We start from the raw sequence: 20,634 nt of genomic DNA, 5'->3' as shown, positions 1-20,634 counted from the left end.
CAACAACGCCTGGCGCGCGGTTTCCGACCTGGCCCTGGTGCTGCTGGCGGCCTTCGTCGTGTACCTGATCTTCGTCGCCGTGCGCTGGCCCATCGAGCGCGCCGCGCGCAACCGCCGCCAGCGCGCCGAGGCGGAGAACGAGCCGACCATGCGCCAGCTCATGCAGCCGCAGCTGATGCCCGACGTGGACGACAGCCGCGCCGACGAGCGCGCCGGCAACCGCGGCATGCGCATCGAGCCGCGCCTCTGAGGGAAACCGGCGCCGCCCTTGCGCGGCGCCGGATGGGCGTTCAGCATGGCGGCATTGCCGTAGCGGAACGAGCCCGAATGCAGCCCCAGACCTTCGCGCCAGGCCGGCGCCTGATTTCCCTTGCCACCTTCCAGTCCGTGCCGGGCCTGTGCCTGCCACAGGAGCGCTGACCATGTGCGAACTGCTCGGCATGAGCGCCAACGTCCCCACCGACATCGTCTTCAGCTTCACCGGCCTGATGCAGCGCGGCGGCGGCACCGGCCCGCACCGCGATGGCTGGGGCATCGCCTTCTACGAGGGGCGCGGCGTGCGCCTGTTCCAGGACCCGAGCGCCAGCGTCGACTCGGAAGTGGCGCGCCTGGTGCAGCGCTACCCGATCAAGAGCGAGACGGTGATCGGCCACATCCGCCAGGCCAACGTCGGCAAGGTCTGCCTGTCCAACACCCACCCCTTCGTGCGCGAGCTGGGCGGGCGCTACTGGACCTTCGCGCACAACGGCCAGCTGGCCGACTTCGCACCGCCGCCGGGGTTGTACCGGCCGGTGGGCGACACCGACAGCGAGGCGGCCTTCTGCGACCTGCTCAACCGCGTGCGCCGGGCCTTCCCCGAGCCGGTGCCGGTGGAGGTGCTGCTGCCGACCCTGGTGTCCGCCTGCGCCGAGTACCGGCAGAAGGGCGTGTTCAATTGCCTGCTGAGCGACGGTGATTGGTTGTTCACCTTCTGCTCCAGCAAGCTCGCGTACATTACCCGCCGCGCGCCCTTCGGCCCGGCGCGGTTGAAGGACGCCGACCTGACCGTGGACTTCCAGTCCGAGACCACGCCCAACGACGTGGTCACGGTGATCGCCACCGAGCCGCTGACCGACAACGAGCACTGGTCGGTGCAGCAGAGCGGCGAGTGGATGCTCTGGTGGCGCGGCGAGATTCTCGACCAGGGCCGCGTCTGAGAGGGGGACCCCCATGTTGCGCAGCTACATCCGCCTGGTGCTTTTCGCTCTCGGCCTGCTGGTCGGGGTGCAGGTGCCGGGCTTCATCAAGGACTATTCGATCCGCGTCGACGCCCACCGCCAGGAGGCGCTGCAGGCCCTGGAGGGCTACCGCAACACCGCCGGCCAGTACTTCCAGGGCGACCTCGACGCCCTGGTGGCGCACTACCGCGGCAGCCCGGACCCGGTGTTCCAGCGCGACGGCGACAACGTCGAGCGCCTGCTGCGCCGCGCCAAGCTGTTCGACAACGAATGGCAGGCCCTGCAGGGCCCCTGGTACGCCCGCGCCTGGCACCTGCTGAGCGCGCCGAACCGCGAGCTGCTGCAGGAAACCCTGGACGGCTACAGCTACCAGGTGGTGCTGGCGCCGGAAGCCATCGGCTGGGCCCTGGGCGGCGGCTTGCTGCTGGCCTGGATCGTCGAGCTGCTGATCGTTTCGGTCGGGGCCCTGGCGGGGTTGGGTGACAACCGCAATGTGGCGCGCCGGCATTGGAGTTGAACGCCGCGCGGGACGGGGAGTGCGGTCAGGCGGCGGATAACCGCGAACGGTTATTCGCCCTACGTCCATGATGGTCCTCGCGTAGGGCGAATAATGCCACGGCGTTATCCGCCGTTTCCTCAGCCCCGCGCCGCGAGGGCCCGTTGGTTGGAGGCGTAGATGTTGTCGCGCTCCAGGGCCTTGCCGCTTTCCACGGCCGCCAGCCATTGCGCCGTGCTGCCCACGGCGGCGAAGGACGACTGCAGCACCACGCTGAACACCCGGTGGATTTCCTCGGCGCTGGCCGCGCCCGCGCTGTTGGCGTAGGGCAGCGAGCCGCTGGCGTCGTCGAGGAACTCCACCTGCCAGCCTTCGTGGGCGGCCTGGCGGGCGGTGGAGTCGTCGCAGTTGTGCGTCATGTAGCCGACGATCGTCAGGGTGTCGACGCCGCGCTCGCGCAGCCAGTCGCCCAGCCCGGTGCCGCTGAGGGCGCTGGCCTTGCTCTTGTCCAGCAGCAGGTCGCGGGGGCGCTCGGCCACCTGCGGGTGCAGTTCCACGCCGTGGCTGCCGGGGGCGAAGATGGGCGCGCCGGCGGGGGCCTGGTGGCGCACCACCACCACCGGGATGCCGGCGGCGTGGGCGGCGTCCATGGCGCGCAGGATGTTCGGCAGCGAGTCGCCGACCGGCGGGTATTCGATGCGCAGGTTGCCGCTGAAGTACTCGTTCTGCACGTCGACGACGATCAGGGCGCGTTTCGGGGCGTTGCTCATGCTGGGTGTCTCCGCTGGAGTGGGGGTGGGGCCATTCTGCGCAGGGGCCGGCGGTCGGCGTGAGTGGCCCGCAAGACAGCTTTCGCTAGAATCGGGCCAAACCCTTGCCCGGAGGATGCCCATGCAAACCCACCGCGTGGCCGTGGTGGCCTTCGACCAGATCAGCCCCTTCCACCTCTCGGTGCCCTGCCTGGTGTTCGGCGAGGGCGACCCGGGCGGGGCGCGTATTCGCTTCGAACTGCAGGTCTGCGCTGCCGAGCCGGGGCCGCTGAACACCACGGCCGGTTTCGCCATCGATACGCGCCACGGCCTGGAGGCGCTGGAGAGCGCCGATACCCTGATAGTGCCGAGCTGGCGCGACCCCGCGGAGCCGGCGCCGCCGGCCCTGCTCGATGCCCTGGTGGCCGCCGAGGCCCGCGGCGCGCAGCTGGTGGGCCTGTGCCTGGGCGCCTTCGTCCTGGCCGAGGCCGGCCTGCTCGACGGGCGCCGCGCCACCACCCATTGGCTGTGGGCGGAATTCTTCGCCCGGCACTATCCGCGGGTGCAGGTGGAGCCGGACGTGCTCTACGTCGACGATGGCCCGATCCTCACCTCCGCCGGCACCGTGGCCGGCATCGACTGCTGCCTGCACCTGCTGCGCCAGCGCTGCGGCGCCGGCCTGAGCAACCAGCAGGCCCGCCGCCTGGTGGTGGCGCCACACCGCCAGGGCGGCCAGGCGCAGTTCATCGAGCAGCCGCTGCCGGCCACCGCGCGGGACAACCGCCTGTCCGGCCTGCTCGACTGGGTGCGCGAGCGCCTGGACCAGCCCCACGACCTGAACAGCCTGGCCGAGCGCGCGCTGATGAGCCGGCGCAGCTTCAGCCGGCACTTCCGCCAGCTTACCGGCAGCACCCTGGGCGACTGGCTGCGCGGCGAACGCCTGGCCCTGGCGCAGCGGCTGCTGGAATCCACCGAGCAACCGATTCCGGAGGTGGCGAGCCTGGCGGGCTTCGGTTCGGTGGCTTCGCTGCGGCAGCATTTCAGCGCGGCGCTGGGGGTGTCGCCGAGCGCCTATCGGCAGGCGTTTCGGGGGTGAGGTCGCTGTAGGCGCGGATTTATCTGCAATCGGTGCGCGGGATCGGCCCATCGCGGACGGAGTCCGCTCCTACGATCGTGCTTTCCTGGAGCTGTAGGAGCGGGCCCTGCCCGCGAATCGCGCGCAGGGCGCGCTCCTACAGGGAATGGCGTAGGTGGGGCAGCGTAGGAGCGGACTCCGTCCGCGATTATCCGCCCCGCGGGGCGCACGCCCCTGGCTCATTCCGCCAGCGCCTTCTCCGGCAGCTCATTGCGCCGGTAAGGGAACACGTCTATCACCTTGCCCGCCCGTATCTGCGCCTGCAGGCCCTTCCAGTAATCGGCGTCGTAGAGGTCGCCGTGCAGCTTGGCGAACAGCCGGCGCAGCTTCAGGTCGACGAACAGGAAGCGCGGGAACTCCTCGGGGAACACGTCCATCGGTCCCACCGAGTACCAGGGCTCGGACGACATCTCGTCCTCCTCGTAGCGCGGCGGCGGGATGTGGCGGAAGTTCACCTCGGTGAGGTAGCTGATCTCGTCGTAGTCGTAGAACACCACGCGGCCGTGGCGGGTGACGCCGAAGTTCTTCAGAAGCATGTCGCCGGGGAAGATGTTCGCCGCCGCCAGCTGCTTGATGGCCAGGCCGTAGTCGTACAGCGCCTCGTGCACCTGGGCCTCGGTGGCGTGCTCCAGGTAGAGGTTGAGCGGGGTCATGCGGCGTTCGGTCCAGCAGTGGCGGATCAGCACCACGTCGCCCTCCAGCACCACGGTGGAGGGCGCCACCTCCAGCAGCTCGGCCAGGCAGTCGGGGTCGAACTTGCCCACCGGGAAGCGGAAGTCGGCGAACTGCTGGGTGTCGGCCAGGCGGCCGACGCGGTCGTGGTTCTTCACCAGCTGGTATTTCTGCACCACGGTGGCGTGGTCGACGGTCTTGGCCGGGTTGAAGTTGTCCTTGATGATCTTGAACACGGTGTTGAAGCCGGGCAGGGTGAACACGCTCATCACCATGCCGCGCACCCCGGGGGCCATGACGAAGCGGTCGTCGGTGGTCGCCAGGTGGTTGATCAGGGCGCGGTAGAACTCGCTCTTGCCCTGCTTGTAGAAGCCGATGGAGGTGTACAGCTCGGCGATGTGCTTGCCCGGCAGCAGGCGCTTGAGGAAGGCCACCAGCTCCGCCGGCACCGGCACGTCGACCATGAAGTAGGAGCGGGTGAAGGAGAAGATGATCGACACCTCCGCCTCGTCGGTGATCACGGTGTCGAAGCGGATGCCCTGGCCCTCGCGGTGGATCAGCGGGAACACCAGCGGCCACTGCTCGTCGGGGGTGTACAGGCGGCCCACCAGGTAGGCGCCCTTGTTGCGGTAGAACACCGAGCCGATCAGCTCCAGGGCCAGGTCCGGGTCCTTGCACACCCAGTCGGGCAGGTTGCTGTGCAGCAGGGCGTCCAGGCGCGCCAGGTCGCCTTCGGCGTCCTCGTAGGGCACCTGGAAGCGGTAGTCGGCGAAAACCTGCTGCAGCGCCCGCCGCAGGTTGCCCTGGGGCCGGTAGAGGCGGGTGTGCGGGTCGCGGGTGTGGGCGCGCAGCGACGGCCGCGTGGTGTGCACGAACATGGTGCCGTCGCTGATGTTGTCGTGGCTGAACAGCCCGCAGAAGATCGAGTTGAACCAGGTTTCCGCCAGCTCGTCGTCGTTGCGCGGGTCGATCAGGCCGATGTAGGCGCTCTTGATCAGCGGCCAGCGCTCCACGTCCAGCAATGCCCCCGGGTCGAAGTCGGCGGTGACGCGGGCCACGGTCTCGCCGACCTTTTCCTCGTAGAGGTTGATGCGCTCGGCGGAGGTGCGCTGGATTTCCTGCCACTGCGCCCGCTCGAAGCGTTCCTGGGCGTCGTCGGTGATCTGCTTGAAGCGCTCGCGGTAGATGTCGAAGCCGTCGAGGATGGTCTGGGCGATCTGGGCGTGGAGCATGGCGCGCCTCTCGTGCGAGTCCTGTGCAGCGAGCTTAGCCAGACTCCGGGGGCGGCGAAAGCGCCGTGGGTGACCGGGCGGTCGGGGAAGCGGGGGCGCTGCCGCCCCCGTCCGTTCAGCGTCGCTCGGCCAGTGCCTCGGCGCGCTCCGGCCGCGGGCGGAACACCAGCAGCAGGCCGAGCACGATCAGCCCCATGCCCAGCAGGCTGAGGGCGCCCAGGCGGTTGCCGAAGGCCAGGTAGTCCAGCAGCGCGGTCACCGCCGGCACCAGGTAGAACAGGCTGGTGACCTGCACCAGGTTGCCGCGCGCGATCAGCCGGTAGAGCAGCAGGGTGGCGCCCACCGAGATCAGCAGGCCCATCCACAGCAGGCTGGCGATCAGCTCCAGGCTCCAGTCGAAGTGCAGCGGCTGCGTCGGCAGCAGCACCAGGCACAGCGCGAGGCCGGCCACGTACTGCAGCGGCAGGCTGCCCAGCGGGCTTTCGCTCAGGCCCTTCTGCAGGAGGGTGCCGAGGGTGATGCCCAGCAGCGCCAGCAGCGCGCAGCCCAGGCCGGCGAAGGACAGCCCGGCGAGGCCCATGCCTTGCCAGACCACCAGTACCAGCCCGCCCAGGCCGAGCAGCAGCCCGGCCAGGCGGGTGGCGCCGAAGCGCCGTTCGGTGAGCAGGCCGGTGAGGATCGGCTGCACGCCGAGCAGGGTGGCGATCATCCCCGGGGTGACCTGCAGTTGCAGGGCCCAGACGTAGAAGATCGGGTAGAAGCCCAGCAGCACCAGGCCGGTGAGCAGGGCGCGGCGGCGCTCGCGCGGCTGCCGCGGCAGGCGCAGGCCGAGCAGCGGGCCGAGGGCCAGCAGGGCGGCCAGGGCGATGGCGAAGCGGCCGATGAGGAAGGCCAGCGGCGAGGCATGGGCCAGGCCCCACTTGGAGGCGATGGCGGCGCTGCTCCAGAGCAGCACGAAGAGGCTGGAGCTGGTCACGCCGACCAGGGTGGAAGCGTTGATTCGGGACATGTCGTCACCTGTCTTGCAAGCGGTGGCCGGCTGGCGGGCAGGCGGCCGGGTGCAGTCCGCGGCGCGCGGACGCGGCGGCGATGCGTTCAGGAAAGGCGCTGGGGCGCTGTCAGAAAGCGCTGGCGCCCGGCGGCGGGCAGGCCGCTACGCACGGGGGCGGAGGCGCTGCGACAGCAGCGGCGACGGGAGGCGACAGGTGGGCGACGGCACCACGCGGGCGCGCACCGGCCTCGCCGCGGGCGGCGATGGAGAGGGCGAGGTTCGCGTGGGAGAGGGGCATGGCCGGGCTCTGGCTGGTGGTGGCGTCGAGGCAGACTATAGCGGCGCCTGTGGGCGAAGGCGAGGGGGAACGAGAGTTTCGCGCCAGGCGCGCGAGCCCGGCGACGATTCGCCAGGCAACGGGCCCCCGCCGCGGCGGGAGCCCGTGGGGCCTTACTTGCCGGTCTTGACGTTGGTCCAGATGCGGGTGCGCAGGCGGTCGATCTTCATCGGCATGGACTGCAGGGCGAACAGCTTGGCCATCTTGTCCTGCGGCGGGTAGATCGCCGGGTCGGCCTTGATCGCCGCGTCCACCAGCGGCTCGGCGGCCAGGTTGCCGTTGGCGTAGTGCACGTAGTTGCTGATGCCGGCCATGACGTCGGGGCGCAGCAGGTAGTTCATGAAGGCGTAGGCGGCCTTCTCGTCGGGCGCGTCGGCCGGCATGGCGACCATGTCGAACCACAGCGGCGAGCCTTCCTTGGGCGTGGAGTAGTGGATCTCGATGCCGTTGTTGGCTTCCTTGGCGCGGGTGGCGGCCTGCAGGATGTCGCCGGAGAAGCCGACGGCCACGCAGATGTTGCCGTTGGCCAGGTCGCTGACGTACTTCGAGGAGTGGAAGTAGGCGATGTAGGGGCGCACCTTCAGCAGCGCCGCCTCGGCCTTCTTGTAGTCCTCGGGGTTCTGGCTGTGGTGCGGCAGGCCCAGGTAGTTCAGGGCGATGGGCAGCAGCTCGGGGCCGTTGTCCAGCACGGCGACGCCGCACTTGGCCAGCTTCTGCATGTACTCGGGCTTGAAGAACAGGTCCCAGGAGTCGACCGGTGCATCTGCGCCCAGCACTTCCCTGACCTTGGCCGGGTTGTAGCCGATGCCGGTGGTGCCCCACAGGTAGGGGAAGCCGTACTGGTTGCCCGGATCGTTGACCTCCAGGGCCTTCATCAGCACCGGGTTGAGGTTCTTCCAGTTGGGCAACTGGCTCTTGTCCAGCTTCTTCAGCGCGCCGGCCTGGATCTGCTTGGCCATGAAGTGGTTGGACGGCACCACGATGTCGTAGCCGGACTTGCCGGTCATCAGCTTGCCATCCAGCGTCTCGTTGCTGTCGTAGACGTCGTAGGTGGTCTGGATGCCGGTTTCCTTGCCGAAGGTGGCGACGGTGTCCGGGGCGATGTAGTCGGACCAGTTGTAGATCTTCAGTGTCTCGGCCTGTGCGCCGGCGGCGCCCAGGGTGAAGGAAAGCGCGAGGGCACTGGACAGCGGTGCGGTCGTTTTCATTGTTGTTTCCTGACGGCAAGCGGTAGTGGCGCGGCCGGGGTTGGGCCACGGCTGCTCAAGGAATAACCGGATTGCCGGAGGATGTGGAGGGGGCGCGGTTGCCCGCGGGTCCGCAGACAGTGGCAAAGGGCCGCCGGGCGGGGCGCCGCCCCGGAGCGGGGCGGCGCGCAGGGCCTACTGGACCATTTCCTGTTCTTCGAACACGCCCTCGAAGAGCATGCTCGACAGGTAGCGCTCGGCCGAGTCGGGCAGGATGACCACGATGGTCTTGCCCTGCATCGTCGGCTCCTCGGCCAGGCGCACGGCGGCGGCCATGGCGGCGCCGCAGGAGATGCCGCAGAGGATGCCTTCCTCGTGCATCAGGCGCTGGGCCATGCTGCGGGCCTCGTCGTCGCCGACCAGCTCGACGCGGTCGACCATGGCCAGGTCGAGGTTCTTCGGCACGAAGCCGGCGCCGATGCCCTGGATCTTGTGCGGTGAGGGCTTGACCTCCTCGCCGGCGAGGGTCTGGCTGATCACCGGCGAGCTGGTCGGCTCCACCGCCACCGAGAGGATCGGCTTGCCCCTGGTGTTCTTGATGAAGCGCGACACGCCGGTGATGGTGCCGCCGGTGCCGACGCCGGCCACCAGCACGTCCACCGCGCCGTCGGTGTCGTTCCAGATCTCCGGGCCGGTGGTCTTCTCGTGGATCGCCGGGTTGGCCGGGTTGTCGAACTGCGCCGGCATGAAGTACTGCCCGGGGTTCTCGGCCACCAGTTCCTCGGCCTTGGCGATGGCGCCCTTCATACCCTTGGCCGGCTCGGTGAGGACCAGTTCGGCGCCCAGGGCCTTGAGCACCTTGCGCCGCTCCAGGCTCATGGAGGCGGGCATGGTCAGCACCAGCCTGTAGCCGCGTGCGGCGGCGACGAAGGCCAGGCCGATGCCGGTGTTGCCGGAGGTCGGCTCGACGATGGTCATGCCCGGTTTCAGCCGGCCGCTGGACTCGGCATCCCAGATCATGCTGGCGCCGATGCGGCACTTCACCGAGTAGCCGGGGTTGCGGCCCTCGATCTTGGCCAGGATGGTGACGCCGCGCGGGGCCAGGCGGTTGATCTGGACCAGCGGCGTGTTGCCGATGGACTGCGCGTTGTCTGCGAAGATGCGGCTCATGATGGGTGTCCTTGTGGATCGATGCTGACCCACCAGCCTATTCCCCGGCGCCCTGGCCGTAAAGCCGTGAAACCGGCGGAAAGATCGGTCCCGCGACGGCGGCGGGATGCGAGGGTGGAGCGGCGCCGACGGCGTTCGACGAATGGATTGGCGGCCGTGCATTCAGTGACTGAATGCCATGCCTGCGTTCACACTCGCCCGAACTGCGCGGTATAGTCGCAGTCTGTCTCCCTGTTCCCGCAGCCCGGGCCGCGGCCCGGCCGATACCGTTCGAGGATTCCCCGATGAAGTTCGAAGGCACCCAGTCCTACGTCGCCACCGACGACCTCAAGCTGGCGGTCAACGCCTCCATCACCCTGCAGCGCCCGCTGCTGGTGAAGGGCGAGCCGGGCACCGGCAAGACCATGCTCGCCGAGCAGCTGGCCGAAGCCTTCGGCGCCAAGCTGATCACCTGGCACATCAAGTCCACCACCAAGGCCCACCAGGGCCTCTACGAGTACGACGCGGTGAGCCGCCTGCGCGACTCGCAGCTGGGCGTGGACAAGGTCCACGACGTGCGCAACTACATCAAGAAGGGCAAGCTCTGGGAGGCCTTCGAGGCCGACGAGCGCGTCATCCTGCTGATCGACGAGATCGACAAGGCCGACATCGAGTTCCCCAACGACCTGCTGCAGGAACTCGACAAGATGGAGTTCTACGTCTACGAGACCAACGAGACCATCAAGGCCAGGCAGCGCCCGATCATCATCATCACCTCGAACAACGAGAAGGAGCTGCCCGACGCCTTCCTGCGCCGCTGCTTCTTCCACTACATCGCCTTCCCCGACCGCGAGACGCTGCAGAAGATCGTCGACGTGCACTACCCGGGCATCAAGGCCTCGCTGGTCAGCGAGGCGCTGGACATCTTCTTCGACGTGCGCAAGGTGCCGGGCCTGAAGAAGAAGCCCTCCACCAGCGAGTTGGTGGACTGGCTGAAGCTGCTGATGGCCGACGACATCGGCGAGGCGGTGCTGCGCGAGCGCGACCCGACCAAGGCCATCCCGCCGCTGGCCGGGGCCCTGGTGAAGAACGAGCAGGACGTACAGCTGCTGGAACGTCTCGCCTTCATGAGCCGCCGCGCTTCGCGCTGAATTTGACCGGCTCTTCGTAGGAGCGAGCTTGCTCGCGAAGCTCTTTGCGGGTTCGCAGGGTTCGCGAGCAAGCTCGCTCCTACAAGAGCAATGCTTCATGAGAGGGTGCAGCCATGCTGCTCAACCTGTTCAACGAAATGCGCGCGACCAAGGTGCCGGTGTCGGTGCGCGAGCTGCTGGACCTGATCAATGCGCTCCAGCAGCGCGTGGTGTTCGCCGACATGGACGAGTTCTACTACCTCGCCCGCACCATCATGGTGAAGGACGAGCGCCATTTCGATAAGTTCGACCGGGCCTTCGGCGCCTACTTCAAGGGCCTGGAGAAGCTCGACGACCACCTCAAGGCGCTGATCCCCGAGGAATGGCTGCGCAAGGAGTTCGAGCGCCTGCTGACCGACGAGGAGCGCGCGCAGATCCAGTCCCTGGGCGGCCTGGACAAGCTCATCGAGGAGTTCAGGAAGCGTCTCGAGGAGCAGAAGGAACGCCACGCCGGCGGCAACAAGTGGATCGGCACCGGCGGCACCAGCCCGTTCGGCTCCGGCGGTTTCAACCCCGAGGGCATCCGCGTGGGCGATGCCGGCAAGCGCCAGGGCAAGGCGGCCAAGGTGTGGGACCAGCGCGAGTACAAGAACCTCGACGACCAGGTCGAGCTGGGCACCCGCAACATCAAGATCGCCCTGCGCCGCCTGCGCAAGTTCGCCCGCGAGGGCGCGGCGGAAGAGCTGGACATCGACGGCACCATCGACCACACGGCGAAGGACGCCGGGCTGCTGAACATCCAGATGCGCCCGGAGCGGCGCAACACCGTGAAGCTCCTGCTGCTGCTGGACATCGGCGGCTCGATGGACGCCCACGTGAAGGTCTGCGAGGAGCTGTTCTCGGCCTGCAAGACCGAGTTCAAGCACCTGGAGTACTTCTACTTCCACAACTTCATCTACGAATCGGTGTGGAAGAACAACCTGCGCCGCGGCAACGAGCGCACCGCCACCTTCGACCTGCTGCACAAGTACGGGCCGGACTACAAGGTGGTGTTCGTCGGCGACGCGGCCATGGCGCCCTACGAGATCACCCAGGCCGGCGGCAGCGTCGAGCACTGGAACGAGGAGGCCGGCTACGTGTGGATGCAGCGCTTCATGGAGAAGTACAAGAAGCTCATCTGGATCAACCCCTACCCGAAGGACACCTGGAACTACACCGCCTCCACCAACCTGGTGCGCGAGCTGGTGAAGGACCAGATGTACCCGCTGACCCTGCGCGGGCTGGAAGAGGGGATGCGCTTCCTTTCGCGTGGGTGAGCCCACTGCACTGCGCCAACCATCGCGCTCCCCTGTAGGAGCGCGCCCTGCGCGCGAATCGCGGGCAGGGCCCGTTCCTACAATTGCCGCCTTTGCCTTGCCAAATCCCATGCCCGCGACGGTAACATCGCGGGCACGGCGCAGCGCACCGATGGGCAAGACATGACTGGAACCAGCTTCTCCCGCAACACCTGGCTCAACTCCCTGCACATGACCACGCTGACGGTTTCCCTGCTGGAAGCCGAAGGCCATGAACGCGACAGCATCCTCGAAGGCAGCGGCATCACCGCCGCCGACCTGGTGGACCTGCGCCGGCTGGTCAGCCCCTGGCAGGAGCAGCAGGTGTTCGCCAACGCCGAGCGCCTGGCTGCCGAGCCCGCCCTGGGCCTGCGCCTGGGCCTGCGCACGCGGATTTCCGCCTACGGCCTGCTGGGCTATGCGCTGCTCTCGGCGCCGACCCTGGGCGAGGCCCTGCGCATCGGCCTGAGCTACCCGGTGCTGCTGGGCACCTACTTCCACCTGTCGCTGCAGGTGGAGGGCGAGGTGGCCTGGCTGGTGGCCACCGGCTACAGCGAGGACGAGGCCCTGCGGCCGTTCAACACCGAGCTGTGCCTGGGTTCGATGAAGGTCACCTGCGGCGACCTGCTGGGCCAGCCGCTGGAGCTACTGTGCGCGGAGTTCGACTATGCCGGCCCGCCCGAGCGCGAGGCCGCCTACGCCGAGGGCTTCGCCTGCGACCTGCGCTTCGGCGCCTCGCGCAGCGCCTTCGGCTTCCCCGCCACCTGGCTGGAGCGCCGCCTGCCACTGGCCGACCCGGTGACGCACCGCGAGATGCTCGAACAGTGCCGCCGCCAGAACGTCGACCTGGCCGCCCGCCGCGCCTGGCTGGACAAGGTCCGCGGCATCCTCGGCGAGCGCCTGCAGTCGCCGCCGGGCCTGGAGGAACTGGCGCGGCGCCTGAACTGCTCCTCGCGCAGCCTGCGCCGCCACCTGCAGCAACAGCAGACCAGCTACCAGCAACTGCTCGACGAACTGCGCTTCGCCCGCGCCAAGGAGCTGCTGCAGGACGGCGACATGCCCATCTACCGCATCGCCGAGGAACTCGGCTTCAGCGAAACCGCCAGCCTGCGCCACGCCTTCCAGCGCTGGAGCGGCCAGCCGCCGAGCCATTTCCGGGCCTGAGTGGCACCCACCCACGCCATTCCAACCCGTAGGGCGGATAACGCCTATGGCGTTATCCGCCGTTGTCGTCGGGCAGCGGTGTTTCGGCCAACGGCGGATAACCGCGAACGGTTATTCGCCCTACGCAATTCCACCTGCGCCATTCCCATGTAGGAGCGCGCCCTGCGCGCGATTCGCGGGCAGGGCCCGCTCCTACAGGAGGCACGGTGCCGGGAATGGCGTAGGAGCGGATCTTATCCGCGATAGCCGAACGTACCGGCGGGCACGGCTTCTCGTAGGAGCGAGCTTGCTCGCGAACGGAACCCCGCAGCGGAATCTGTTCGCGAGCAAGCTCGCTCCTACGAAGAGCAGCCCGGCGCGGCCTGCAAGACAGTTGTTCCTACGACCGACCCCTCATGGCCGCGCTTCGAGGATCAGGTTGAACGGCGTTTCCGCCGCCCGGCGGAAGCGCCTGAAGCCGGCTTCCTCGAACACCGCGCGCAGCCTTGCCTCGCCGGCCTGGGCGCCCAGGCCCAGGCCCACTTCCTGGGACAGCGAGTTGGGTGTGCAGATGAAGGTCGAGGCGGCGTAGAACAGCTTGCCGATGGGCGTCAGGTTGTCCTCCAGGCGGTCGCCGGCGTAGGGCTCCACCAGCAGCACCGTGCCGTCCGGCGCCAGGTGGCGCAGGGCGTGGCGGGCGGCGCCCACCGGGTCGCCCATGTCGTGCAGGCAGTCGAAGTAGCAGATCAGGTCGTACTCGCCCAGGTAGTCCTTGGCGCTGGCCCTGGCGAAGCTCACCCGGTCCTCGACGCCGGCCTCGCGGGCGCGCTGGCTGGCGGTTTCCACCGAGGGGGCGTGGTAGTCGAAGCCGGCGAAGCGCGAGGCCGGGAAGGCCTGGGCCATGATCACCGTGGAGGCGCCGTGGCCGCAGCCGATGTCGGCCACCTGGGCGCCGCGCTGCAGCTTGGCCACCACGTCGTCCAGCGCCGGCAGCCACTCCTCTACAAGATGCGCGCGGTAGCCGGGGCGGAAGAAGCGTTCGGTGCCGCGGAACAGGCAGGGGTGGTGGTCGCCCCAGGGCAGGGCGCCGTCGCCGCGCATGGCGGCCACCAGCTTGTCCTTGTCCTGGTACAGCGAGGCCAGCACGCCGGCGCCGCCGGCCACGTACACCGGCGAGTCCTCGACGGCCAGGGCCATGGCCTGTTCCTCGGGCAGGCGGAAGTTGCCGCCTTCGTGTTCCAGGTAGCCGGCGGCGGCCTGGGCGCTGAGCCATTCGCGCAGCAGCCGCGGGTTGCAGCCGGTGCGTTCGGCCAGGGCCTGCGGGCTTACCGGCTGGTTGTCGGCCATGGCCCGGTACAGGCCCAGTTCGTCGCCGAGGATGACGTTCGCCAGCATGGCCGCGCCGCCCATGTCGGCGACCAGGCGGCCCATGAAGTCGTTGAGTTTGGCTTCGTCCATGGTAGCTCCTCCGCTGTCGGGCGCCCGCGCGGCGGCGGGGCTCCGGGTGGATGGCGGGAGGTGCCGGTTCTCCGTACGCGAGGCGAACGACGGGGCAGGGCAGGCGCCGGCCCGGGACGGGCGCGTGCCGGCAGCCGCGGTTCGCGCGTCATTGCCGGCCCGGGGCGGGCGGCCCCTCGGCGGGGCGTCGTTTCAGTCTAGCGCTGCGGCCGCGGCGGGTGGCGCCGGCCGACGCCCGGCGTCAGCGGGCGGCTTCGCCCAGACCGCCGTTGCGCATGATCTGCGCGATGATCGGCACCGGCGTCATCAGGTGGTTGCGCATCATCTCGCTGGCGCGCGCGGCGTCGCGGGCGAGGATCGCCTCGACCAGCGCGGCGTGTTCCTGGCGCTTGAGCTCCAGGGCTTCCTCCGAGAACACCGTGTGCGTCAGCCACAGGTGGCGGTAGCGCTCGGCCTGGTCGAACAGGTAGGTGCGCGCCTGCAGCAGGTGCTTGGAGCCGCAGCCCTGGGCGATGGCCGTGTGGAAGGCCTTGTGCCGCTCGTCCCAGACGTCCAGGCGCTGCTCGCGGGTCTTCACCTCCACCACCTTGGCCAGGGTGTGCGAATGCGCCAGCACCTGCGCTTCCCAGGCGTCGTCGCCGCGCTGGATGGCTAGGCCGACGATCATCGCCTCCAGGTTGGCGCGGGCGTCGTAGATGTCCTTCATCTCCTCCAGCGACATGGGCGCGACGCGGTAGCCCTTCTGGCTGATGGCGACCACCAGGTGCTCGGCCACCAGTTGCGACAGGGCCTCGCGCAGCGGGCCCACGCCCAGGTCGTAGCGCTCCTTCAGGGTGCTCATCAGCAGCTTCTCGCCCGGTTTGAAGACACCGCGGATGATGTCCTTCTTGAGCCACTCGTAACCGCTGACGGCGGAGTTCTGTCGGGGGGCGATCGCTTCCAAATCCAGCTCCTGTGGGGATTTGCGCTGGATCATACCCAAATGTCGTATGGACGAAAAACAATAGACAAGGCGAGTGTTTGTCGCTGAAAAATAAAAATGTAGACATTTTTAGTTTGTGGCGATATTTTTCTCCTGCCCGCCTGATCCAGGTCATTGCCGGACGGCGCCAACCCATCATTGCCAGGACACCGCCATGAACGCCTTCACCTCCATCCAGGACCTCGCCATGCCCCTGCCGCTGGAGACCCGCGGCTACTCGGTAGCGCCTTCGGCGCAGTCGCCGCGCCTGCTCGAGCTGACCTTCGCCCGCGAGACCGTGCAGGCCTTCGTCGAGGCGGTGGCGCAGTGGCCGGTGCAGGCCCTGGAGTACAAGTCGTTCCTGCGCTTCCGCGTCGCCCAGATCCTCGACGAGCTGTGCGAAGGCACCCTGCGCCCGGTGCTGCTGAACACCATTCTCGACCGCGCCACCGGCGGCATGCTGGTCAAGCCCGAGGGCCTGGACGACGTGGCCCAGGCCGAGGACATGGTCAAGTTCTCCACCGCCATCGCGCACCTGGTCGGCCGTTCCAACTACGACGCCATGAGCGGCCAGTTCTACGCCCGCTTCGTGGTGGTCAACAGCGACAACTCCGACAGCTACCTGCGCCAGCCGCACCGCGTGATGGAGCTGCACAACGACGGCACCTTCGTCAACCAGATCACCGACTACGTGCTGATGATGAAGATCGAAGAAAAGAACATGGAAGGCGGCAACTCCCTGCTGCTGCACCTGGACGACTGGGCCGAGCTGGACGAGTTCTACCGCCACCCGCTGGCCCGCCGCGAGATGCGCTGGACCGCGCCGCCGAGCAAGAAGGTCAGCGAGGACGTGTTCCACGCGGTGTTCGACTGCGACGCCGAAGGCCGCCCGACCATGCGCTACATCGACCAGTTCGTGCAGCCGAAGGACTTCGAGGAGGGCATCTGGCTGAACGCCCTGTCCGACTCCCTGGAGACCAGCCCGGCCAAGCTCTCGGTGCCGGTGCCCCAGGGCTGCTTCCTGCTGATCAACAACCTGTTCTGGCTGCACGGCCGCGACCGCTTCACCCCGCACGAGGGCCTGCGCCGCGAGCTGATGCGCCAGCGCGGCTACATCGCCTACCAGAAACCGCTGTACCAGCGCGGCCAGTAATCCCCAACGCGTCACCCTTTCCACAGGGGAGGGCCGGCTGGCGAAGCGTCCGCGCACGACCTCCGCCGCCGGCCCCTCCTGTGGAGTTTTTTCAGCTGAGCCAGTGCGCGAGGTAATGGCTGTGTACGATTTCATCATCATCGGCGGCGGCATCGTCGGCATGTCCACCGCGATGCAACTCACCCAGGTCTACCCGGACGCGAAGATCCTCCTGCTGGAGAAGGAATCCGGCCCGGCGCGCCACCAGACCGGGCACAACAGCGGCGTGATCCACGCCGGTGTCTACTACACCCCCGGCAGCCTCAAGGCGAAGTTCTGCCTGGCCGGCAACAAGGCCACCAAGGCCTTCTGCGACAAGCACGGCATCCGCTACGACGAATGCGGCAAGCTGCTGGTGGCTACCAACGAGCTGGAGATGGAGCGCATGAAGGCGCTCTGGGAGCGCACCGCCGCCAACGGCCTGGAGCGCCACTGGCTGAGCGCCGGCGAGCTGCGCGAACGCGAGCCGAACATCGTCGGCCTGGGCGGCATCTTCGTGCCCTCCAGCGGCATCGTCAGCTACGCCGAAGTCACCGCCGCCATGGGCCGCGAGTTCCAGGCCGCCGGTGGCGAGATCCGCTACAACGCCGAGGTGACGGCGCTGGACGAGCGCGCCGACGAGGTGGTGGTGCGCACCACCGACAACGAGTTCCGTGGCCGCTACCTGGTCACCTGCTCGGGCCTGATGGCCGACCGCATCGTGCGCATGCTCGGCCTGCAGCCGCAGTTCATCATCTGCCCGTTCCGTGGCGAGTACTACCTGCTGCCCAAGCAGCACAACCAGATCGTCAACCACCTGATCTACCCGATCCCCGATCCGTCCATGCCGTTCCTCGGCGTGCACCTGACGCGGATGATCGACGGCACCGTCACCGTCGGCCCCAACGCCGTGCTGGCGATGAAGCGCGAGGGCTACCGCAAGCGCGACATCAGCCTCTCCGACATGTTCGAGACCCTGACCACGCCGGGCATCCTCAAGGTGCTGGCGAAGAACCTGCGCCCGGGCCTGATCGAGATGAAGAACTCGCTGTTCAAGGGCGGCTACCTGAAGGAAGTGCAGAAGTACTGCCCGAGCATCGTCAAGGCCGATCTCACCGAGTACCCGGCCGGCGTGCGCGCCCAGGCGGTGTCGCGCGACGGCAAGCTGATCGACGACTTCCTCTTCGTGAATACCAAGCGCAGCGTCAACGTCTGTAACGCGCCGTCGCCGGCCGCCACTTCGGCCATCCCGATCGGCGCCTACATCGTCGAGAAGGTTCGCGAACAGGTCGCCGCGCAGGGCGGCAACTTCGTCAAGGCCGCCACCCCGGACATCACCCTGGACAGCAACCTGCGGGCCGCCGGCTGAGCCGCCCGCCACCGATAACGAGGAAGACAGCGTGCAACTCAAAGACTCCAGCCTGTTCCGCCAGCAGGCCTATATCGACGGCGCCTGGGTGGATGCCGACAACGGCCAGACCCTGAAGGTCAACAACCCGGCCACCAACGAAACCATCGGCAGCGTGCCGAAGATGGGCGCCGCCGAGACCCGCCGCGCCATCGAAGCCGCCGACCGCGCCCTGCCGGCCTGGCGCGCGCTGACCGCCAAGGACCGCGCCAACCGCCTGCGCCGCTGGTTCGAGCTGATGATCGAGAACCAGGATGACCTGGCCCGCCTGATGACCATCGAGCAGGGCAAGCCGCTGGCCGAAGCCAAGGGCGAGATCGCCTACGCCGCGTCGTTCCTGGAGTGGTTCGCCGAGGAAGCCAAGCGCGTCTACGGCGACATGATCCCCGGCCACCAGCCGGACAAGCGCCTGATGGTGATCAAGCAGCCGATCGGCGTCACCGCGGCCATCACCCCGTGGAACTTCCCTTCCGCGATGATCACCCGTAAAGCCGGCCCGGCCCTGGCCGCCGGTTGCACCATGGTGCTCAAGCCCGCTTCGCAGACCCCGTATTCCGCCCTGGCCCTGGCCGAGCTGGCCGAGCGCGCCGGCATCCCCAAAGGTGTGTTCAGCGTGGTCACTGGCAGCGCCGGCGAAGTCGGCGGCGAGCTGACCGGCAACCCGATCGTGCGCAAGCTGACCTTCACCGGCTCCACCGAAATCGGTCGCCAACTGATGGCCGAGTGCGCCAAGGACATCAAGAAGGTCTCCCTGGAGCTGGGCGGCAACGCGCCCTTCATCGTTTTCGACGATGCCGACCTGGATGCCGCCGTCGAAGGCGCGCTGGTTTCCAAGTACCGCAACAACGGCCAGACCTGCGTCTGCGCCAACCGCCTGTACATCCAGGACGGCGTGTACGACGCCTTCGTCGACAAGCTCAAGGCCGCCGTGGCCAAGCTGAACATCGGCAATGGCCTGGAGCAGGGCGTGACCACCGGCCCGCTGATCGACGCCAAGGCGGTGGCCAAGGTCGAGGAGCACATCGCCGATGCCGTGAGCAAGGGTGCCAGGGTCGTCTCCGGCGGCAAGCCCCACGCCCTGGGCGGCACCTTCTTCGAACCGACCATCCTGGTCGACGTGCCGAAGAACGCCCTGGTTTCCAAGGACGAGACCTTCGGCCCGCTGGCGCCGCTGTTCCGCTTCAAGGACGAGGCCGAGGTGATCGAGCTGTCCAACGACACCGAGTACGGCCTGGCCGCCTACTTCTACGCCCGCGACCTGGGCCGCGTGTTCCGCGTCGGCGAGGCGCTGGAGTACGGCATCGTCGGCATCAACACCGGGATCATCTCCAACGAGGTCGCCCCCTTCGGCGGCATCAAGGCCTCGGGCCTGGGCCGCGAAGGTTCGAAGTACGGCATCGAGGACTACCTGGAAATCAAATACCTGTGCATCGGCGTGTAACGCGCGTCCATCCACCCCATTCCTGACCTGGAGACAGCATGAACAGCAACCAGAGCCTGCAACAACGGCGCATGGCCGCCATCCCGCGCGGCGTCGGCCAGATCCACCAGATCTACGCCGAGCGCGCCGAGAACGCCACCATCTGGGACGTGGAAGGCCGCGAGTACCTGGACTTCGCCGGCGGCATCGCCGTGCTCAACACCGGCCACCTGCACCCGAAGGTGATGGCCGCCGTGCAGGCGCAGATGGCCAAGCTGACCCACACCTGTTTCCACGTGTTCGGCTACGAGGGCTACGTGGCCCTGGCTGAGAAGATCAACGGCATGCTGCCGGGCGACTTCGAGAAGAAGACCCTGCTGGTGACCACCGGTGCCGAAGCCGTGGAGAACGCCATCAAGATCGCCCGCGCCGCCACCGGCCGCAGCGGCGTGATCGCCTTCACCGGCGCCTACCACGGCCGCACCCACTACACCCTGGCGCTGACCGGCAAGGTGGTGCCGTACTCCGCCGGCCTGGGCCTGATGCCCGGCGGCGTGTTCCGCGCGCAGTACCCGAATGCGCTGCACGGCGTGTCGGTGGACGAGTCGATCGCCAGCATCGAGCGCATCTTCAAGAACGACGCGCAGCCGCGCGACATCGCCGCGATCATCCTCGAGCCGGTGCAGGGCGAGGGTGGCTTCAACCCGGCGCCGAAGGACTTCATGCAGCGCCTGCGCGCCCTCTGCGACGAGCACGGCATCGTGCTGATCGCCGACGAAGTGCAGACCGGCGCCGGCCGCACCGGCACCTTCTTCGCCATGGAGCAGATGGGCGTCGCCGCCGACCTGACCACCTTCGCCAAGTCCATCGCCGGCGGCTTCCCGCTGGCCGGCGTGGCTGGCCGCGCCGAACTGATGGACGCGGTGGCCCCGGGCGGCCTGGGCGGCACCTACGCCGGCAACCCGATCTCCTGCGCCGCCGCCCTGGCGGTGATCGAGGCCTTCGAGGAAGAGAACCTGCTGGACCGCGCCAAGGCCGTGGGCGAAATCCTCGGCGCCGGCCTGCGCCAGATCGGCGAGCGCCACGCCAGCATCGGCGAAGTGCGCATCCTCGGCGCCATGGTCGCGGTGGAGCTGTTCGAAGCCGACGGCCAGAGCCCGGCCGCCGAGCTGACCGCCAAGATCGTCGCCAAGGCCCGCGACAAGGGCCTGGTGCTGCTGTCCTGCGGTACCTACTACAACGTCCTGCGCATCCTCGTGCCGCTGACCGTCAGCGACGCCGACCTGCAGCGCGGCCTGGGCATCATCGGCGAGTGCTTCGACGAACTGGCCTGATTCCGCTTGCGCGTGCGCCGCGGCCCCTTTCCCTGAAGGGGCCGCGCCGAAGAGAACAAAGACGGACCCCGTACCCGCCCGTGCCCACGCACGGGCGGGCCGGGCCACTT

At 68.3% G+C, this 20,634-nt stretch carries 17 protein-coding genes and 1 pseudogene; 11 read left to right on the top strand and 7 right to left on the bottom strand.

The features are described from left to right. The 3 genes and pseudogenes from DK254_RS26095 to DK254_RS26085 all read left to right on the top strand — a co-directional run. Positions 1 to 250 (top strand): annotated as a pseudogene (locus DK254_RS26095) (MFS transporter); the annotation flags it as partial. Between the two features lie 172 nt (positions 251 to 422). Beyond that, positions 423 to 1,196, top strand: coding sequence for a class II glutamine amidotransferase (locus DK254_RS26090; RefSeq protein ID WP_109936149.1), 774 nt, complete (start codon positions 423 to 425; stop codon positions 1,194 to 1,196). A gap of 13 nt (positions 1,197 to 1,209) precedes the next feature. Next, entirely contained in the window at positions 1,210 to 1,734 is a 525-nt protein-coding gene (locus DK254_RS26085) for a DUF2937 family protein (protein ID WP_009623586.1), read from the top strand. Positions 1,735 to 1,853: 119 nt separating this feature from the next. Here DK254_RS26085 and DK254_RS26080 read toward each other — a convergent pair whose 3' ends face one another. Beyond that, complete coding sequence (locus DK254_RS26080) at positions 1,854 to 2,483, bottom strand: cysteine hydrolase family protein (protein ID WP_109936148.1); 630 nt, start codon at positions 2,481 to 2,483, stop codon at positions 1,854 to 1,856. 121 nt (positions 2,484 to 2,604) lie between these two features. Between DK254_RS26080 and DK254_RS26075 the strand changes: the two genes are divergently transcribed. Continuing rightward, positions 2,605 to 3,558, top strand: coding sequence for a GlxA family transcriptional regulator (locus tag DK254_RS26075; protein ID WP_109936147.1), 954 nt, complete (start codon positions 2,605 to 2,607; stop codon positions 3,556 to 3,558). A 218-nt stretch (positions 3,559 to 3,776) separates the two neighbouring features. Here the strand turns inward: DK254_RS26075 and aceK are convergent, their stop codons facing one another. The 4 genes from aceK to cysK all read right to left on the bottom strand — a co-directional run bounded on the left by aceK (position 3,777) and on the right by cysK (position 9,186). Next, on the bottom strand, positions 3,777 to 5,501 hold the full coding sequence (aceK, locus tag DK254_RS26070) for a bifunctional isocitrate dehydrogenase kinase/phosphatase (RefSeq protein WP_109936146.1): 1,725 nt from the start codon (positions 5,499 to 5,501) through the stop codon (positions 3,777 to 3,779). Between the two features lie 115 nt (positions 5,502 to 5,616). Further along, on the bottom strand, positions 5,617 to 6,510 hold the full coding sequence (locus DK254_RS26065; RefSeq protein WP_109936145.1) for a DMT family transporter: 894 nt from the start codon (positions 6,508 to 6,510) through the stop codon (positions 5,617 to 5,619). 432 nt (positions 6,511 to 6,942) lie between these two features. Continuing rightward, on the bottom strand, positions 6,943 to 8,037 hold the full coding sequence (locus DK254_RS26060) for a polyamine ABC transporter substrate-binding protein (RefSeq protein WP_109936144.1): 1,095 nt from the start codon (positions 8,035 to 8,037) through the stop codon (positions 6,943 to 6,945). Positions 8,038 to 8,211: 174 nt separating this feature from the next. After that, positions 8,212 to 9,186 carry a cysteine synthase A gene (gene cysK / locus DK254_RS26055; RefSeq protein WP_109936143.1) on the bottom strand — a complete coding sequence of 325 codons (975 nt, stop codon included), beginning with the start codon at positions 9,184 to 9,186 and terminating at the stop codon, positions 8,212 to 8,214. 284 nt (positions 9,187 to 9,470) lie between these two features. Between cysK and DK254_RS26050 the strand changes: the two genes are divergently transcribed. The 3 genes from DK254_RS26050 to DK254_RS26040 all read left to right on the top strand — a co-directional run bounded on the left by DK254_RS26050 (position 9,471) and on the right by DK254_RS26040 (position 12,793). Beyond that, on the top strand, positions 9,471 to 10,316 hold the full coding sequence (locus DK254_RS26050) for a MoxR family ATPase (RefSeq protein WP_009623574.1): 846 nt from the start codon (positions 9,471 to 9,473) through the stop codon (positions 10,314 to 10,316). A gap of 113 nt (positions 10,317 to 10,429) precedes the next feature. Beyond that, positions 10,430 to 11,611, top strand: coding sequence for a VWA domain-containing protein (locus tag DK254_RS26045; protein WP_109936142.1), 1,182 nt, complete (start codon positions 10,430 to 10,432; stop codon positions 11,609 to 11,611). 162 nt (positions 11,612 to 11,773) lie between these two features. Beyond that, positions 11,774 to 12,793, top strand: coding sequence for an AraC family transcriptional regulator (locus DK254_RS26040; RefSeq protein ID WP_109936141.1), 1,020 nt, complete (start codon positions 11,774 to 11,776; stop codon positions 12,791 to 12,793). A gap of 393 nt (positions 12,794 to 13,186) precedes the next feature. Here the strand turns inward: DK254_RS26040 and DK254_RS26035 are convergent, their stop codons facing one another. Both DK254_RS26035 and csiR read right to left on the bottom strand, forming a co-directional pair. Further along, positions 13,187 to 14,230, bottom strand: a complete 1,044-nt coding sequence (locus tag DK254_RS26035; protein WP_109936140.1) for a class I SAM-dependent methyltransferase — start codon at positions 14,228 to 14,230, stop codon at positions 13,187 to 13,189. A gap of 241 nt (positions 14,231 to 14,471) precedes the next feature. After that, positions 14,472 to 15,173 carry a DNA-binding transcriptional regulator CsiR gene (gene csiR, locus DK254_RS26030; RefSeq protein WP_176450341.1) on the bottom strand — a complete coding sequence of 234 codons (702 nt, stop codon included), beginning with the start codon at positions 15,171 to 15,173 and terminating at the stop codon, positions 14,472 to 14,474. A 193-nt stretch (positions 15,174 to 15,366) separates the two neighbouring features. Between csiR and glaH the strand changes: the two genes are divergently transcribed. The 4 genes from glaH to gabT all read left to right on the top strand — a co-directional run bounded on the left by glaH (position 15,367) and on the right by gabT (position 20,524). Next, positions 15,367 to 16,344, top strand: a complete 978-nt coding sequence (gene glaH / locus DK254_RS26025) for a glutarate dioxygenase GlaH (RefSeq protein ID WP_109936139.1) — start codon at positions 15,367 to 15,369, stop codon at positions 16,342 to 16,344. 121 nt (positions 16,345 to 16,465) lie between these two features. Beyond that, a complete protein-coding gene (gene lhgO, locus DK254_RS26020) occupies positions 16,466 to 17,731 on the top strand; it encodes an L-2-hydroxyglutarate oxidase (RefSeq protein ID WP_109937302.1) in 1,266 nt (421 codons plus the stop codon). 31 nt (positions 17,732 to 17,762) lie between these two features. Beyond that, a complete protein-coding gene (gene gabD / locus DK254_RS26015) occupies positions 17,763 to 19,211 on the top strand; it encodes an NADP-dependent succinate-semialdehyde dehydrogenase (protein WP_109936138.1) in 1,449 nt (482 codons plus the stop codon). Between the two features lie 38 nt (positions 19,212 to 19,249). After that, the gene (gene gabT / locus DK254_RS26010; RefSeq protein WP_109936137.1) at positions 19,250 to 20,524 is read left to right on the top strand and encodes a 4-aminobutyrate--2-oxoglutarate transaminase; all 1,275 of its coding nucleotides are present in this window, start codon (positions 19,250 to 19,252) and stop codon (positions 20,522 to 20,524) included. The last annotated feature ends 110 nt before the right edge of the window (positions 20,525 to 20,634 follow it).

The organism is Pseudomonas sp. RW407, assembly GCF_003176655.1.
Lineage (GTDB): Bacteria > Pseudomonadota > Gammaproteobacteria > Pseudomonadales > Pseudomonadaceae > Pseudomonas > Pseudomonas delhiensis.
This window is presented reverse-complemented; position numbering and strand designations above follow the sequence as displayed.